Source organism: Prosthecobacter debontii (genome assembly GCF_900167535.1).
Classification (GTDB): domain Bacteria; phylum Verrucomicrobiota; class Verrucomicrobiia; order Verrucomicrobiales; family Verrucomicrobiaceae; genus Prosthecobacter; species Prosthecobacter debontii.
Window position 1 is genome coordinate 38,346 of the sequence record NZ_FUYE01000006.1, and the last position, 16,988, is coordinate 55,333.

Sequence of the window (16,988 nt, forward strand, 5' to 3'; positions counted from 1 at the left end):
CCCCTCTATCGCGATGAACTCGGAAGGCCGCATGAATGCTGCTGCTGCGCCATCTCCTGCCTCCGCATCGGGAGGCTGGTGGGCGCGTTTTTCATCCTTGGTTAGGCGGAGGGGTGGTGCGGGCGAGGTCACGGCGGGTACGCGCATCCGTTTTAACCTGCACACGCTGTCATGGATCGGGGTTTGCAGCACCATGGCCTATGCCGGTGCGGCTCAGTCCAATGGCGCGGCCTACCTGCTGGCCTTCACCGCGGGGGCTCTGGGGGTGATGAGCTACGTCTATGCCCGGGCGAATTTGCGTGGCCTGGAAATCCGCGTGGGGGCCAATCCCCTCCAATCCGGCGGCCAGGAAGTGCTGCCGGTGGAGGTGCGTGCGGCTTCCGGACATATGCCTTGCGGACTGGAGGTGCTGCTGGCGGGATCACCGAAGGCGGCCTTTGTCGAGCAGATCCCAGCGGGTCAATCCGTGCGGTTGCATCTGCGTCTGCCGGTGGCTCGGGGTGGGCCACTGAAGCTTCTTCTGCGCAGTGCCTACCCGCTCGGCCTGCTGCATGCGCAGCGGGTGGTGAATGTGGAGCTGAGCCGCCGCGCGGTGCCTCCGGCTTCTGGGCATTTACCGCTGCCGACTGCGGCGGAGAAGGCCACCTCATCCGGCGGGCAGAGCCGCTCTTCTCAACAATCCAAACCCGGTCGGGAAGGGGATGACTTCGCGGGGGTGCGCGAGTGGCAGCCCGGAGACTCGCCGCGGCACATCGACTGGCGGGCGGTGGCGCGTGGGCGGCCGCTGATGGTGAAGACCTGGGCCTCCGGGCTGAGTGAAGCGGTGCATCTGGACTGGGCAACTCTGGCTCTGCCTGAGGAGGAAAAAGCCGGGCAGATGGTACGCTGGATTCAGACTGCGGAGCAGCAGGGGCTAGCCTACTCGCTGAGTCTGCCAGAGCTGAAGATCCCAGTCGGGCAGGGGGAATCTCATGCACGGCGCTGTCTCCAGGCGGTGGCGGAGCTGCACGCAGGCGGGTTGGCGGCGGCGGAGTCTCGGCAAACCCTGCGGGTGCCACCCAGCCATGAATATAACTCCGAGGTCTCGCGGGGGCCGCTGTCTCTACTCAGTGCGGTCTTGCTGATCACGGCCTTGCCTCTGAGAGACCTGGTGTCGATCTGGGTCTTGATCGTGCTTTTCGTGAGTCTGGTCATCCGCAACGTGACGGTGCGGCCTCTTCAGACCAAGATCGTGCCGTTGGGGCTGACGGCACTGGGGATTGCCGCAGTGTATTTCACCCAGGGCACTTTGTTCACCATGGAGGCGGGCATTGCGGTCTTAATCGCGTTATCCGGCGGGAAGCTGCTGGAGTCCCGCACCCCGCATGATTTTCAAGTCTTGGCCATGATCGGCTGGTTCCTGTGCCTGTGTGGTCTGATGGCGGATCAGAGTCTCATGCGCTCGGTGTGGATGTTCACCTCCTTCGCGCTGATCACCGGGTGCATGATGCGTTTCCGCCGTGGAGTGCCGGGGTGGAAGGCGCCAGCGCTTCAGACGGTGAAGCTGCTGGTGCAGGCCCTGCCGCTGGTGCTTCTGCTGTTCTTCATTTTCCCGCGTTTCAGCCTGGATTACCTCCAGCGGATGAGCGGTGGGCGCACCAACGTCACCGGCGTGCCTTCTTCGCTCGATCCGGGCAAGGTGTTGGAATTGGCCAAGAACACGGCGACGGCTTTCCGGGTGGAGTTTCCCGATGGCCAGCTCCCGACGAATCGCGACCGCTACTGGCGCTGCGTGGTATTGTGGGAGTGTCAGGGGCTGAGTTGGAATCGCGGTCTGAATAGCAGCTATGCCCCGCAAGTGGGTGGCCCACTGCCGAGCGATGTGCGGCAGATCATCACCATGGAGCCGCATGGTCAGGCCTGGCTCCCGGCTCTGGATGTGCCCATCGCTTATGCACCGGGGCAGCGCATCTCCGGTTTATCCTCCGAGCGGATTCTTTGGTCCCACGACACGGTGCGTAAGGTCCGGCGTGTGGAGGTGACCTCGCGTCCGCAGATGGGGGTGGAATCCCTGAGCCCGTTTCAGCGTGAGGCGGCCCTGGATTTCCCGGCGGATTTAGCCCCGAGTCTGCGGGATCTGGCCGGTCAGTGGCGGCAGGGGGCGACGCGAGATACGGAGGTCGTGCAAGCGGGTCTGAACTATCTGCGCAGTCAGGGCTATCGTTACACCCTGGAGCCCGGAGTCTATTTGGGAGGGGTGGCGCTGGAGGAGTTCATGACGAAGCGGAAGATCGGTTTCTGCGAGCACTTCGCCGCAGCGTTTGCGACCCTCATGCGCGTGGCCGGCGTGCCTTCGCGGATTGTCATGGGCTATCTCGGTGGGGAGATGTCCATCACCGGCACGCACTTGATCGTGCGTCAGTCGGATGCTCATGCTTGGGTGGAAGTCTGGCTGGATGAGCGAGGCTGGACGCGGGTGGACCCGACGGCGGTCCTGGCCCCGGCACGCCTAAACTCGGATTTGCAAGGTTATTTGTTAGGCGACGAAGAAGCTCTGGAAAGACAGCGCAACAGCTTCTGGTGGCAGGCCATGCAGCAGGTGCGCCTGTTCATGGATCAGGTGAACTATGAGTGGTATCAGTCCGTGATCAGCTTCGATGACGAATCGCAGTTCGGCTGGCTCTCACGGTTGGGGTTGAGCGGCATCAAGGAGGGCTGGCTGCTGCTCATCAGCATCGGTGCGGTGTTGCTGGCGTTGCTCCTTTTGACACTGTGGCTGCGGCGGCCAGCGCGTGACCCCGATCGCTGGCGCAGTGCCTGGGCGCATTTTTGCCGTCGCTTGGAAAAGCTGGGATTACCCGCACGGCGGGAAAATGAAGGTCCACTGGCCTATGCCCAGCGGGTGGCTGGAGATCGCGAGGCTGTCCTGGCGCTGGCGCAGCAGTATGCCTCAGGCCGCTATGGGCAGGGTGAAGTCTCCGTAAGAACTTTCGAGCGGGCCGTCCGAGAGCTTCGCTGATGCCATCTTCAATCAGCGAATGATCTCGGCGGCGCCAGGATCAGATGTTTCCTGGCACCGCCGAGAGTTTCAACTGGTGTCCACCAACCCCCCCCGGAGCGGTAGATCTCCCAGAATTGGATTCCATCTTCAGAGGAGCCTGAGATGGCTGGGCACGATGGGCATTGAGATACGCGGTCATGCCGCCTGCAAGGGCGAGAATGACTGCGGAAAATGCCAGATAACGTGCCATGACAGAAATTGGAAAGGGCGAATGAGAACTCGCGGTGTGTGGGGGGATTCGAAGGGGTAAACGTTCACTCTTCAGTGAACATTAGCATCATTTGCGAAAATCCTCATAAAGTCACCTTACCGTTTGGTAATGATTGATCATACTTTTCTGCGAAATCGACCTTTCTTAGGTCGGGGCGACTCGGGGGCGGGTTTTCGCTGTTTCGGAATGGTTTATGAAGGCTAAAGAGATGCGCTAGTCAGAAAAGGAAAGGATTTCTACTGGCGTTTACCCCCGGGAAAGCGCAGTCTGAAACGCCTTTTCACCGAGCCTGAAATAGCCCATGAATCTTTTGCTTGTCGAAGATGATCCCGAACTCGCACGTCAAGTGAGGGGATGGATGCATGATGCCGGGCACGAATTGCGCTGGGAAAGCAGTGCGGCAAAGGCGATGGAGTGCTTTCTCAATGAAGAGTGTGATGTGGTGATCCTGGATGTGGGGCTGCCGGATATGAATGGCTTTTCCCTCATGGAAAAAATGCGCCGTGAGGGGGTGCGGACGCCGGTGCTCTTCCTCACCGCGCGGGCCGATGTGGCAGACCGCGTGCGGGGCTTCGCGGCGGGGGCGGATGATTACCTCACCAAGCCCTTTGCCCATCAGGAATTACTGGCGCGGGTGGAGGCGCTGCATCGTCGGGCCACCAACCCCATCCCCACGCACCGTAGCCTGGGCAATTGCCGCCTGGATCTGCTGCGCCATCGGGTCTCCTGCGGTGGCGATAGTGTGGAATTGCAACCGCGTGAGTGGGCACTGCTGGAGGTGCTGATGAATCATGAAGGCCGCGTGCTGCCGAAGAAGTTTTTGCTGGAGCAGGTGTGGGACATTCACTTCGATCCCGGCACCAATGTGGTGGATGCCATGATCTGCCGCCTACGCCGCAAGCTGGAGGCACCTGGCTGTGGCGTGCAGATCGAGACCATTCGCGGAAAGGGCTATGTTTTTAAAACTCTGGCGTGAGAAGGTTCCGTCCGTATGGCGGCTGATTTTGCTGTTGGTGGCGGTGGTGTCCATCTGCATCGCCACGATCCTGGTGTTCGTCCGCATGGCGGTGAATCAGGACATGCGGCAGTTTCATCGCAATCGCATCTCCGATGAGCTGATGCAATACTCCGCCATCTACACGCAGAGCGGGCTGGCGGGGGTGAAGCGGGTGTTTCAGGCCACCCCGCGCCCACTGAGTCATGATGCCATGCGGCTGACCACGGCCTCCGGACAGATCATCTCTGAAGAGATGTCATCCGCAGCTAAAGGCTTCATTTGGCCCGAACAAACGATGCGATCATTGTTAGATAAAGGGGATATGGACCTGATGGAAGTGGCCGCCACGGATCGTGAAGGCCGCCTGTATCTGGGGGCCATCCGGCTCTGGGATGGCAATACTCTGTGGATGGGCAGGGCGGATACGCAGTCACGCATGCACTTGCGCAATATCGAGTGGCATTTGTGGTTCGCGGGACTCACTGCCGCCATGATCCTTTTGCTCCCCGTCATGTGGTTTCGCCATGAGGTGCTGCGGCCCATCCTCTCCTTCACCCGCACTGCGGAGCGCATGCGGCTGCCGGGGAATAACAGCCGCTTGCGCGGGCAGGAGGCCATCCCTGAACTGCGAGCCCTGGCCTCGGTGGTGAACATCGGTCTCGATCAGATCCAGGCCCTGACACGCGAGCTCCAGACCACCAATGACTTCCTGGCCCACGAGCTGCGCACCCCGCTGGCACGCATCCGAGGAAACTTGGAGCATTTCCATGATGAAACCGACAACGAGGCCGCGCGTGAAGCAGCCGCCCGCAGTCTGGAAGAGATCGATCGTGCCACCCAACTGGTGCAGACGCTGCTGACCATCCGAGCCGGGGATCACGCCGCGCTGCGCCTGCATCGTCAAGTCACCTCCCTGGATGAGCTGTTGACGGATCTGGTGGAGCTTTTCGTGCCGGCGGCGGAAGATCGGAAGCTGATTCTCAAACTGGTGCCGGGCCTGAGCATGACGCTGAACATCGATCGCGAATTGCTGACGCAGGCCGTCTCCAATTTGCTCGATAACGCGCTGGCCTACAACCGACCTGGCGGCCAGATCAGCGTGAGCTGGCAGGGCGAAGGCACCGGTGCCATCATCTCCGTGGAGGATACCGGCCCCGGGCTGCATCCGGATGAGATCGAAATCATCTGGGACCGCTACGTGCGTGGCAGCGCTGCCCGCCCCAAGAGCTCCGGCATGGGCCTGGGGCTCAGCCTCGTGCGCTCCATCGCCATGGCGCATGGCGGGTATTCCGGTGCCCACAATCGCGAGGGAGGCGGGGCGGTCTTCTGGATCCATATTCCGGGAAATTGAAGCGTTTTTGGAAAACCCCTGTCATACAGGCGGAGAGACCAGGTCACTCACCTGACAAATGAATGGAGCGCGAACTTGCCGACAACCTCGACGCCCTGCATGCCGATGCCTTTGGCTGGGCGCTGCACTGCTGCGGCGGAGATCACCATCGGGCCGAGGAAGTGCTGCAGAATGCGTATCTGAAACTCGCGCGCGGCAGCTTGCAGCGCCAAGGCGGCTCCAGCTTCAAGACCTGGTGGTTCGGCATCATCCGCCTCACCGCCCGCGAGGAGGCGCGTCGGCAATGGTATCGGGAAAGCCTGCTCAGCAAGCTGTGGCGTCAGGGCCAAAGCGAAACGCGGGTGACGCCACCCTCTCCTTCACGACAGGTGGAGCAGGACGAACAAACTTTGCAACTGCGTCAGGCCCTGGGCATGTTACCCGCACGTCAGGCCGAGGCGCTGCATCTGGTGTTTTATCAGGACCTGTCTCTCAGCGAGGCCGCCGCCGTCATGCAGGTCAGCCTAGGTTCCGTGCGCCAGCATTACGAACGCGGCAAAGCACGTTTGAGAACCCTCCTTTCACCTTCCTCTCCCACTCATGACCATGGACCCTGAAGCCCAGCTCCGAGATCGCTTCCAGCAGATGCGGCGTGCAGATCATGCCGAAGCACCGGCTTGGAATCCTGACCTGCTGCAAGCTCCGCGCCTAGCAGCTCCGCAGCGTTCTTTCGCGTGGTTCGTCGGGGCTCCCTTGGCTGCGGCGCTGGTGCTGATGCTGGCCTTGGGCGTGACCTTCGAGGAAGCCGTTCCCGTCGCTGAACAACCTCGGCTTGCCGAGTCCCTCCCGGTCTTGCTGGAGGCGCCCCCGGCGGAGCTCTTCGCCAGTCTTGATGAATCCTTTGCTGCGCCGAGTGATGCCCTGCTGCCTGCGCATCTCACCCTTTCCCTGCCATGAAACACTTTGGTTTCGTCTTTTCACTGCTAACACTTCCGCTCTTCGCCGGACCGGAGATCTTGCTTCAGAGCGGCCTGATCACCCCGGAGATGATCGTCACTCTCAAGCCCGAGTTGCAGCTCACCTCTGCGCAGGAGGCGACGATGACCCAGATCGCTCAAGCATTGCAAGCGGAGGCCGCGCCGCTGGAAAAGCAGGTGCGTGAGCGGCAGCGCGAGTTGGTGCAAAGCCTGCGCAAACCGGAAACCGGCCAGGAACAGGCAGCGGCTCGGCTGGATGCCCTGATGGAGGCGGAGGCTGCGGTGAAACATCTGCACCTCAAGGCGCTGGTGCAGTTGCGGGATGTGCTGGATCCTGAGCAGCAAAAGAAGGCGCTGACTTTGGCGTCCTCCAAACAGGCGCGGCGTGCAGGTCTGGAGTCGCGAGTGCGGGAGAAGGCGGCGCGTTTACGCATGGCGGTGGACTCCCTCGGCGTGCCGCCCACGCAGGCGATGCAAAAGCGCGGCGGCGAGATCGAGGCCCTGATCCGCCAGGGAGAGTGGACTGCAGCGGATCAGGCACTGGATCAGCTCATGCTGGAGAGTCAGGTGGATGAGGCGGAACTGCCCCCTCCTGCGGATTTCTCCAGCTATGAGCCCGGAGACACCGATGTGGAATCTCTCAAAGCCCGCTATGAGAAAGTGGCTGCGGCGGCGCAGTCGCTCATCTCCATCCAACAGGTGAAGCAACTGCTGAAAGCTAAAGAAGCCCTCGAAGAAGCCAAAGCCACCGAGGATGCCGAAGCTGTGGGACGAGCGCTCACTTGGGCAGAGCAGATGCTGAAGCTCTGAAGGCTGTGATGGGCTGCCGCATGAGGGGGGAGAATGCTTGGAGGTCTGACGGCGGTTCCGTTCATGACCTTGCGGTTACAGATCCCTCGTTAGGCCTTTCGTTGCAGGCAGGAGTGCCCGCATCACTCACAGCATCAGCCGATAAGCCAGATCACAGCGGGCGGAGCAATGCTCCGGCTGATAGGGCTGAAACCCGGCGCGTTCATACATCGCGGTGGCTTCCTTCAGGACGCTGGCGGTTTCCAGGTGGATCTCGCGGAAGCCCAGCTCACGGGCGCGCTGGAGAGCATGGTCCAGCAGCGTTCGGCCGATGCCACGGCCACGGTGCTGCGGCAGGAGATACATTTTGCGCAGCTCGCAGAGGCCTTCACCCTGGGGTTGTAAACCCACGCTTGCGATGATTTTTCCATTCGGGTCAACCACCACCTCGAAGCAGCCACCGCGTTGAGCATAGTGGCCTTCGAGGTCAAAAAGATCCGCATCGGTGGTGCTGAGGTCGGCTTGCAGACCATACTCCGCCAGCACGCTGAGCACGACGGCGCGGACGGCTTCGCAATCGGCATTCGTGGCAGGACGGAGGGTGTATCCAGGAGGCATGGCTGGCGGGCTTTTCAAAGCAAGCCAAGGCTGGGCGGAAAGCAAGATCGGAAAGCGTGGGACTTACCGACGGCGGCGCAGGATGAGGCTGGTCAAACCGAGGCCGAGGAAGAAGAGGCGGCTGGGCTCGGGCACCACCACCAGGGTGGAGATGGAGAGCACCCCGGTGGTGAGCAGGCTATCCACATTCCAGGCCAGGCCTTCGGGGAGCGTGGGGAGATCGTAGGTCGCGAACCCGCCCTGCACAGGGGTGGTGAGGCCAGACCAGTCGAAGAGCTGCCATTGATCATTCAACGCCCAGGTTGTCATGCCGTTGGGGTTACTCACGCGCAGCGTGGTGCCTGCACCGAGGGTGACTTGGCCGCTGATCTTCAGACGATCGGCTGCCAGGGCATTGGCGGTGTTATCACCCGAGCCAGAGCCGGAGATGAGATCCATCGAGATGTAGGCTTGGTTTTGCAGCGTCAGCATGCCAGCTCCCGTGGTATCCAGGGTGAGAGTGCCGGCACTCACGCTGAGGCCAGGCAGACCGGGATTCAGCGTGCCGCCGGAGATGAGGATGGATTGACCATCGCCAGGGGCCACGCGGCCGGTTCCGCCCAGGGTCGCCCCAGCCTGCACCGTGACACTGCCGAGACCTGTGGCTGAGCCTGGGAGGGCCGGGTTATTGTTGGCGAGCAGGATGCCCTGACGGACGGTGGTGCCACCACTGTAGGTGCTGCTGCCGGTGAGCGCCCAGGTGCCCACTCCTTCTTTCTCCAGCTTGCCCAGGATGGTGCTGGAGGCATCGGCGAAGCTGACGATTTCATTCAGGCCGGTGTTCGTTCCGGTCAGGCGCAGGGTGCGGTCGGCGGCGTTGCTGCCGCCTGCGGTGAATGGGGCGGTGAATTTCAGAGTGCCAGTGCCGGCGTTTTCCAGGACGGCGGTGACGGTGACAATGTCGCCTACATCATCGGAGTTGGTGACGCTGACCGGGCGGTTGGTCACGGAGTCGGCGCTGCCGATGTATTTTAAAATGGCGGTGGCGTAGGAACCCGCGGTGCCGGTGGTTTGGTTGGCCATGAGGATGGTGCCTGCGGAACTGTTGAAGTCCCCGGTGCCCAGGGAGCTGACTTCGCCAATGTTGGCCAGCTTTTCCACCACGATGGTGCCGCGTGAGTTGATGGTGGCGCCTGCATACGTGTTGTTAGGCCCGAGTGAGAGGGAGCCGTCGATGGCGGAGAGGCGCACTTCGATGTTGTTTTCATACTGGCCTGATCCGCCGATGATGCCGTTGCTAAAAGTGCTGGGGGTGGTTGTCGAGCCTGCGAGCAAGATCTGTGACATGGTGGAGGCACCGCCGACGATACGGTTCTCTGTGCCGACGCCCTGCGTGGTGATGTAGTCCATGTTAAAGGTCACACCGGTGCTCTCACTGCCGAGGATGATCTTCCCGCTGTTGCTGCCGGAGCCGAGGATGAACTCGATGTTGTTGTTCACACTACTGCCAGCGGCGAACTGAATGGCCCCCTCATAGACACGCAGGTTTCCGCTGAAGGTATTGGCTCCCGACAGGACGACCAACCCCGGTCCGGTTTTCGCGACGGAGACGGTGGCGGCGGTTCCAGTGCTGCTGAGGGAATTGGTGATGCCGCCGGTGATGTAAAGGGCACCCTGGGTGTTGTTCTGGATGATGTTGAGGTCAGGATTGACACTGGCCACCGTCGCCGGAGACGGGCGGAGAAAATCGGTGGAGATGGTCACGGACTGAGCGCCCACGGTGCTGGAGACGAGGATGCCGCTGGTGGTGAGGGTGGTGGCCGCTGCGCCATCGGTGATCAAGGTATCCTGCGCCTGGGCAAAGCGGAGCGTCGTCGTGGTGGTGTCTGCACTCAGGGTGGTGGTAGCTGTGACGAGGTTGGCATTGCCACTGAGAGAGGTCGCGGTGGAGTTGACATAACCGCCGATGGAAGAGAGCGTGACGACTGGGCGTGTGCTGCCGCTGAGCACGCCGGTAGCGGCCCATTCATCTCCATTCACACTGTCTCGGATATAGGCATAGGCGCGGCCATTGTAACTGATGAGGGTATTGTTAGACCCCGTGTTCAGGCGCAGGCTTGTCCCGCTAGGCAGATCCAGACCGAGGATGCTCCAGGCATTTCGGGTCACCGTGCCGAAGTTCAAGGTCAGGCTGCTGGCTCCATTCGGCACCAGGGTGATGTCGGCTTTGTTCGAGAGGGAGAGCGTGCCCAGCGTTTGGGAGTTGGTGGCGCCTGCGGCACCCGTCAGCTTCAGTGCGGTGCTGTTCAGTCCCATGGCCACCGGTGTGGCAATGCCGTTGTAGAGAATGTCCGTGGAGGGGGAGTAGGCATCTGAAAAGTCCAGGTGCACGGTGCCTGCGGAGAGCGTCATCGCCCCCGTGAAGGTCTGCGTGCCTGCAAAGGTGAGCGTGCCGGCGCCATCTTTCGTGATGACGTTGCTTGAGGCATTCATTTTGCCTCGGATGGTGATGTCCCCGGCCCCACCGAAGGCGGTGGTGGCTCCGGAGGCGCTGGAGGTGATGGCATCCGTGGTGCCGCTGGTGGCGCGGAAGATGAGGGTGCCGGATTCACTGTTGATGCGTGTCGGTTGGCCCACCGTCACGGCCCGGACCACCGTGTTGTCACCATCGGTATTGATCAGGGCCCCGGTGTTTTTGAAACCGAAACCGTTGAGGATGATCGGTTCATCGGTGGTGATGCCACCGCCCAAGCGCAGCGTGCCATTCACCAAGACCGTGGTATTTGCCCCCGAGAGGACGCTGTCACCGAGCCCCATGGAATGGCGGATCTCCAGCTCACCACTGCTGATCTGGGTGCTGCCGCTGTAGGTGTTCGCTCCGGCGAGGATGGTTTTCCCTGTGCCGTTGATGAAGAGGGAAACCGCACTCTGAATGGAGGAATTGACGGTGAGAGTGCCACTCGTGGACAGGTTGGTCAGCCAGAGTTGGCCATTGCCAGTGGCGGCCTGGATCGCCCCTGCATAGCCTTCCATGCCGACGACCAAGCTCTTCGCATCCTTGGTGATCTGAATGCCTCCCACGCTGCCGAGCTTCAGGAGGCTGCCATCCCCCACATCCACCAGGCGGGCCGTGGTGGTATCGTTCATGGAGATGGAATTCACCTGAAAGGTGCCAAAGCCGCCAAACACATCCTCGGTGGAGTATTCATTGATGTTCACATCCGCATTGATGCCCATGGTGCTCAGCATGGCTCCGTCCAGAAAAATGGCCGAGCCGGAGAAGGCCTGGAGTTGGCCATTTTCCACCTTGGCCCAAGAGCCGAAGTCTTCTTTATTCACCAGGGTGGCCCACGGACCCAGGAAGCCGTTGGCCATGCTAGAGGTGATGGAACTGGAAGCGTCGGTGCTAAAAGCGATGGAGCCGGTGCCGCTGCGGGTGATGGTGCCGAGGTTCAGAGAAACGCTGCCGCCGATCCCCGAGGTCAGGGTGACATTCGAGCGGGTGCCGGACACGACGACATTGCCGAAACGCTGACTGTTCTCGGTGCCGTCTTTGCCCTGAATGATGAAGGTGCTGTTGCCCTGAGAGCCTCCGATCATTGCCAGGCCACCTGCCGTGGTCACCCCCTGATAGAGCATATCACTCTGAGGCGCTCCAGCAGCGGCAAAGTTCAGGATCGTGATGCCCCCGGCGGTGGCGCCTGAGCGGCCAAAGGTGGTGGTGCCCTTGTAGGTGCTGGTGCCATTGAGGGTGAGCACACTGTTGGCGGAGCTGGCGAAGCGCTGGAAGCCATAGCCGAGGCCGTTGTCCGTGATGGCGGAGTCAATGCTGGTGTTGAGGATACCGCGGTTGGTCATGATCCCGGCATCGGCCGAGAGGGTGATGCCTCCGGTGAAGCGGATGCTCGAACTGTCGATGCGGATGGCCCCGTTGCCCTGGCCGTTCCCGGCGATGCTGATGGGGATGGTGTAGTTGTTGCTCGTGCCCCCGGTGGCGAGCACACTGCCCGACTGCACATTCACGCTGTCCATGCCGCTGATGTTGTTGAAGCCCGTGAGCAGGAGGAAGATGCCGTTATCCGCCGCGCGGGCATTGACGTTGAGCACGCCTTTGAGGTCTGGATTGGCAGAGCCGAAGCGGATGTATTGAAAGCCATTGATGCGAGTCTCCACCGGGCGCTGAAGTGTGAGTCCGTTGCCTTTCAGCACGGAGTTGAGATTGATGAAGAGCACGGAGCCGCTGCCGCTGGAGGAGTTGTTGGCCGCTTCGATGACCGCATTATCGGCAAACTGAAGCGTGCCGCCGTTGATGGTGTGAGCGATGGTGACGGGTAGATCCTGACCGGTGGAGGTGCTCAGGGCATTGAAGCGCATGCCGCCGACATTGAGGGTGCCCTGCACGGTGATGGTGCCGCCAGTTTTGCTCGCGGTGCTGCCGAAGGAGGCGATGGTGGAGCCGCTGTTGTCCCAGGTGGTATTGCCGCTGCCGGTATTCCACAGAGCGTCGGTCAGGTTCCAGTTGCCATTGCCATTTTGCACTCCGTCAGCGGCGTTGGGATCCCAAAAGAGCTGGGCTGAAGCGTGGGGGCTCACCATCAGGAAGAGACTGACGGCGAGTGAAAAGCAGGACGAGTTTTTCATGGTGCAGGAGGGTTCATCACCAGCGCCAGGCCGTGGACCTCCTGCACCATGAAGGTGCTTATTTTTGCAGATCGGGCTCCGGGGGGGATGCGGGTTAACTAACAGCACCGCACGTGCCAAACCAGGGCTGCGGGGGCACACTCAACACGGAAGTATCAGTGTTGGTTGCACACGGTCCTCCCCATGAAAAAGGGGGGATTGGGGATCGTCTTGGGGGAGGCCTCTAGGAGCGCGTAAGGCCTTCGGTTTCAGGTTAAGAGATCCCCAGGCGGGACCGTAAAGTTGCACGAAATCCCGTCCCTAGGGCAAGTCTAGAGACATTGGGTATTGGGTGACGAAGCTCTTGGTTAGGTTGAGGCCTCGCTTGACGGTCTCTGGCGTCGGCGAAAGGGACGTTTCGTCACGCAACGTGGGCGTCTGCCCGAGCCGCGTTACAGCTTCACGTGAAAGTCATCCTTGTCTGTGACGCTCTCGGCGAAGCTAACCAAAAGTTGGATCACAGCCTCGATGTCTCGCAGGTCCGCCATCTCCACCACGCTATGCATGTAGCGCAGGGGCAGGGAGACGAGGGCGCTGGGGATGCCATGCTGCTGATTGAAGATCACATCCGTGTCCGTGCCGGTGAAGCGGGAGGAGGACTCGTGTTGGAGAAGCATGTTTTGGGCTGCGGCCACCTCCATGAGACGCTTCACCACTTCGGGATGGTTGGCACTGCCATGCGTCAGGCTGGGGCCACCGCCCAGTTTGACCTCCCCATTTTTCTTCACATCCACACTCGGGGTATCGGTGGCGTGGGTGACATCCAGCACGATCGCCACATCGGGCATCAGGCGGTGCGCGGCCATCTTAGCCCCATGCCCGCCGATCTCTTCCTGCACGGCATTCACAGCGATGACGCTGGAGCTGAGAGGCGTCTTCCGCTTGCTCAGACGGGCGATGACTTCCGCAATGATGAAGCCGCCGATGCGGTTGTCCAGGGCCCGACCGACCAGACGATGCGCGCCGATCTCCTCCACCCCATCGGCATACACCATGGGGTGCCCCACGCGGATGCCTGCATCAGAAACTTCTCCGGCGCTGGTGGCCCCGATGTCCACCCACAGCTCATGCACCTTGGGTGCTTTTTCATTGTCCCGGTCTTCACGGATGTGAATGGCGATGTTGCCAATGATGCCGCGCACGGTGCCTTTATCTCCCAGGATATCCACACGGCGACCGCGGGCCGTGGCGACATCACTGCCGCCCACCCGATCCACGCTGATGAAACCCTCCTTGGAGATGTATTTCACCATGTAACCGATCTCGTCCGCATGGGCCTCGAACATGATGCGTTTGCCCTTTTTGCCTTTGCCCTTCAGCGTGCCCCAGGCACTGCCATAGGCATCACTCTCGACTTCATCGGCGAACTTCCCCACATACTGCGCCCACTTGCGCTGGCCGCGGACTTCAAAACCGGTGGGGCTGGGGGTGGAAAGGAGATCGAAAAGGAAAGTCTTGGCGGCAGCGGTCATGGCAAAAGAAAGAAGGAACTCAAACCCCTTCTAACGTCCGCCAAAGAGGGGAAGTCATGCTGAAATCGTCAAAAAAAGCGGGTGGAGTTGCCGCACCGGACGTGGACCGAGTCATCCGCTTTACCCATGCCTACCATGCGGATTGCTTGGTTCAGCCAAATACTCCAAGTTTCTCCTCTCATCCGTGAGCCTGTGATTCAGCATAAAATCGGGAAACCGAATATATAAGCAGATGGATTCTTGTCTGGACTTTCTAACCAAAATGCATCGCACTCATCACATATCCAAGCGGGAAGACCCGAGAGAGGTAGCACGCGAACAGCTTGTAGATAGCTTTGGCGGCATGATGGGCAGACGAGTAGATGCATTTGATAGTGACCCATCTAGTGGACTCGGCTTGCGGTAATGTTCGCTCGTGAGTGAGATGGGCTGACGAGGCTGGAGTTATCAGCGTTGCGATGGATCCGCTGCAAGATTCCTCGAACCTGACTTCGGATTGTAGTAGCCTTCGATAACGGTGAAGAAGTCTCCAAAGGCTATCATTTCGACCTTGATCCGAGCAAAGGTATTGTCATTGAAACGCACGAAATAGGAGCGACGCACCGAGTCAGCCCATTGTGGACGTGGCAGAGAGTCGTTCATGTCGATGACATCCGTTTCCTTGTAGCCGGTCTCAGGCGCTTCAAACTGAAAGGTTTCGCCCGCAGGCTGCAGCCCTCCTTGGATGACTTTGACCTCAAAGCTCCACGAGAATCTGCCGTCGGGTGTCACCTCGTCTTCAGTTGTGCACGCCAGAGAGATGCGGTGTGCTCCTTTATCCAATTCAATTTCGACGGCCTTCCCCGTTCGGCTAAGCCGATGCGAAGTTGATTTAATCCGAGTCAGCGGCTCAATTGTTCCAGGTTTAAACAAGTGCAGGATGACTGGTTTGGATGCATCTGGTTTGTGGATGCCTCTTCCCAGGTCCTCGGCATAGTCAAAACCCTTTTCAGACACAAGTCCCGGCATTTTGCCGGGGTAGATGTGGTAGTAGCCTGGCTTATCCACTGTCACAAAGAAGCTCATTCCTTTTGAGCGAAGCGTAAAGTGACCGGCAGCATCCGTGGTTGTCGTTACCTTGGTCGAGTTGCCGCCCATGGAGACTGCTGCGGAGCCCCGCACGACAGCCCCCACGACTGGTGCGCCATGTTGATCAAGAACACGTCCGTAAAAAGTGATGGGGGTTGAGAAGGCGTTCACCATGCGCTCTGCAAAACTCAGTCTTTCACCTGGGCTTGGAGAAGCCCCCGCAGATGATGATGCCCCAGGATTGGGTGGGCTGAGAACGACTTCGGGGACCACCTTGGTCGTTTGGCCGCTGGCACCACTTTTTGCAGGAATTGGCTGGCTGCTGGGTGCAAACAGCCACCAGCCCATGCAAACGATGAGAACAGCAGCGATGATGGCGGCGAGACGTTTCATTGTGATCAATTTGGATGTGTATCGATACCGAACTGCCGGAGCAGCCTTGTGAAACACTCGAAGGTCTTTTGGATCGAATAAACCCATTCAGCGCTATGCTCATCACTTGAGTCGATGGTTAGCTCGCTACGATAAAGAAAAGCTTTCCTTCAGTGCAATAAAGACTGAATCGGGCTAGCAATAGGGTGGTGCGAATTAGGCGAGTTGCGCGAGAGAACCGGATCCGCAATTGACTCCATCGGTGAGGAGCTAAGGTCGCTTGGCGGAGATTTCGCACACTCCTTTTGCAGTCAGTGGCGGGAACGATATGAGCACTTTGGCGGCTGGCAACGACAGGGATTTGGGAACTACTCTACGAGCTGGATTAATGAGCCAGTAGTTCGTTGAGTAACGAGTCACTCGATCTGCCGAAACTGTCTAGTTGAGCCAGCGCCTCTGAGGCTGAAGACCAATTAGGGTGCTCCTTGGGTAATTAGCTCTTGGGTACGTAGGGCTTGTGCTGCAACTTGAGCAAGTGAAGTATCACCACGTTTTTGTTGTGTTATTAGGAATGTCTCGATCGTTTGTCGAGCTTTGGTCGTAGGAACAGTTGATATGGCAGTGATTGATTCAGACAAAATAATAGGGTCGATCTCATCAAGGAAGTTTAGGTAAAAGCCGAGTTTGGCTGATGCATCGACACGGTTGAAGTTCGGATCTTCAGAAGATAGACCAAAAGCGGCTCGTGATGTTGAGTGGATTGCTGCACGCAGTGCAAGGAGGCGATAAACAGGGTTTCTTGCATTTGCCAAAGGTTCCCAGACTTCAAAAATAGATACATCAGTTGAAGGGCCTAATTCATTGATAGCTAGATTCAATGCTTCGAAGATGGCTATATCAGTCGTAGTTGGAGGAAGTGTGTTTGCTCGTTCTTTGGCATACTGTGAGAGTAAATCAGATTGAGTTGAGGCCATTACCAAGCCAAGAGCGTTTAACATTGTTTGCGCTGATGAAGCATCATTTTGCCTTGATGTTGAGTGAATGACATCTGCGAGTTCTGAGGGCAGCCTCGTTCCATTCGCAACGCTTGCATTCGCTGCACTTGGCAGTATCCTAGGAGGGAGTAGAGTGACACTCTCTTTCCATAGTTTTGCTATCTTACCCGCAAGCTCAGGGGCGTTCTTTTCGATATCACCAAGCTCTTGCCGCAAACGATCAGCCGTAGGGTTAGGTTGATCTTGCAGAATGACAAGTTGAGGGGACTTTTGCCTGGGCTGTCGTCCGCTTTCCTTGTCCTTAATCGCTAATCCAACTGCTTGGGCTTTAGGAGGCGTCGATGGTGATAGTGATGGCAGGGATGTTTCAGATGACGCTTCCTTACTGCATCCGTCCGAAAGGACGACAGCGATCGAAACACCTATCAATACGAATTGAGTTTGTTTCACGGCTTTTTTG

The 16,988-nt window shown here is 59.4% G+C and carries 13 protein-coding genes; 7 read left to right on the plus strand and 6 right to left on the minus strand.

From position 1 onward, the window contains the following. Window positions 1-13 precede the first annotated feature (13 nt). Complete coding sequence (locus B5D61_RS10480; RefSeq protein ID WP_078813341.1) at window positions 14-2,998, plus strand: transglutaminaseTgpA domain-containing protein; 2,985 nt, start codon at window positions 14-16, stop codon at window positions 2,996-2,998. 40 nt (window positions 2,999-3,038) lie between these two features. On the opposite strand, the gene B5D61_RS26255 is transcribed toward B5D61_RS10480, so the two are convergent. Beyond that, a complete protein-coding gene (locus tag B5D61_RS26255; protein WP_078813342.1) occupies window positions 3,039-3,230 on the minus strand; it encodes a hypothetical protein in 192 nt (63 codons plus the stop codon). A gap of 322 nt (window positions 3,231-3,552) precedes the next feature. Here B5D61_RS26255 and B5D61_RS25670 point away from each other — a divergent pair, with 322 nt between their 5' ends. From B5D61_RS25670 to B5D61_RS10515, 5 genes are all read left to right on the plus strand, one after another. Further along, a complete protein-coding gene (locus B5D61_RS25670; protein WP_139373185.1) occupies window positions 3,553-4,227 on the plus strand; it encodes a response regulator transcription factor in 675 nt (224 codons plus the stop codon). Beyond that, window positions 4,205-5,599: a sensor histidine kinase gene (locus tag B5D61_RS10500; RefSeq protein WP_078813344.1), complete on the plus strand. Its 1,395-nt coding sequence runs from the start codon at window positions 4,205-4,207 to the stop codon at window positions 5,597-5,599. The genes B5D61_RS25670 and B5D61_RS10500 overlap by 23 nt, the downstream gene beginning before the upstream one ends. Window positions 5,600-5,661: 62 nt before the next feature. Then, window positions 5,662-6,195, plus strand: a complete 534-nt coding sequence (locus tag B5D61_RS10505) for an RNA polymerase sigma factor (protein ID WP_078813345.1) — start codon at window positions 5,662-5,664, stop codon at window positions 6,193-6,195. Beyond that, window positions 6,179-6,535, plus strand: coding sequence for a hypothetical protein (locus tag B5D61_RS10510; RefSeq protein WP_078813346.1), 357 nt, complete (start codon window positions 6,179-6,181; stop codon window positions 6,533-6,535). The genes B5D61_RS10505 and B5D61_RS10510 overlap by 17 nt, the downstream gene beginning before the upstream one ends. After that, window positions 6,532-7,365 (plus strand): Spy/CpxP family protein refolding chaperone, encoded by an 834-nt coding sequence (locus B5D61_RS10515; RefSeq protein ID WP_078813347.1) that lies wholly within the window; start codon window positions 6,532-6,534, stop codon window positions 7,363-7,365. Before B5D61_RS10510 ends, B5D61_RS10515 begins: the two co-directional genes overlap by 4 nt. 126 nt (window positions 7,366-7,491) lie before the next feature. Here the strand turns inward: B5D61_RS10515 and B5D61_RS10520 are convergent, their stop codons facing one another. The 4 genes from B5D61_RS10520 to B5D61_RS10535 all read right to left on the minus strand — a co-directional run bounded on the left by B5D61_RS10520 (window position 7,492) and on the right by B5D61_RS10535 (window position 15,335). Next, window positions 7,492-7,962 (minus strand): GNAT family N-acetyltransferase, encoded by a 471-nt coding sequence (locus tag B5D61_RS10520; protein WP_078813348.1) that lies wholly within the window; start codon window positions 7,960-7,962, stop codon window positions 7,492-7,494. 63 nt (window positions 7,963-8,025) lie between these two features. Continuing rightward, window positions 8,026-12,582, minus strand: a complete 4,557-nt coding sequence (locus tag B5D61_RS10525) for a beta strand repeat-containing protein (RefSeq protein WP_078813349.1) — start codon at window positions 12,580-12,582, stop codon at window positions 8,026-8,028. A gap of 431 nt (window positions 12,583-13,013) precedes the next feature. Further along, entirely contained in the window at window positions 13,014-14,093 is a 1,080-nt protein-coding gene (locus B5D61_RS10530; protein WP_078813350.1) for a M42 family metallopeptidase, read from the minus strand. Window positions 14,094-14,540: 447 nt separating this feature from the next. Beyond that, complete coding sequence (locus B5D61_RS10535; protein WP_176159347.1) at window positions 14,541-15,335, minus strand: carboxypeptidase-like regulatory domain-containing protein; 795 nt, start codon at window positions 15,333-15,335, stop codon at window positions 14,541-14,543. On the opposite strand from B5D61_RS10535, the gene B5D61_RS26260 reads away from it, so the two are divergent. Then, window positions 15,334-15,606, plus strand: coding sequence for a hypothetical protein (locus B5D61_RS26260; protein WP_176159348.1), 273 nt, complete (start codon window positions 15,334-15,336; stop codon window positions 15,604-15,606). The genes B5D61_RS10535 and B5D61_RS26260 overlap by 2 nt on opposite strands. Window positions 15,607-16,006: 400 nt before the next feature. On the opposite strand, the gene B5D61_RS25675 is transcribed toward B5D61_RS26260, so the two are convergent. Then, window positions 16,007-16,978: a hypothetical protein gene (locus B5D61_RS25675; protein ID WP_139373188.1), complete on the minus strand. Its 972-nt coding sequence runs from the start codon at window positions 16,976-16,978 to the stop codon at window positions 16,007-16,009. Between the last annotated feature and the right edge of the window lie 10 nt (window positions 16,979-16,988).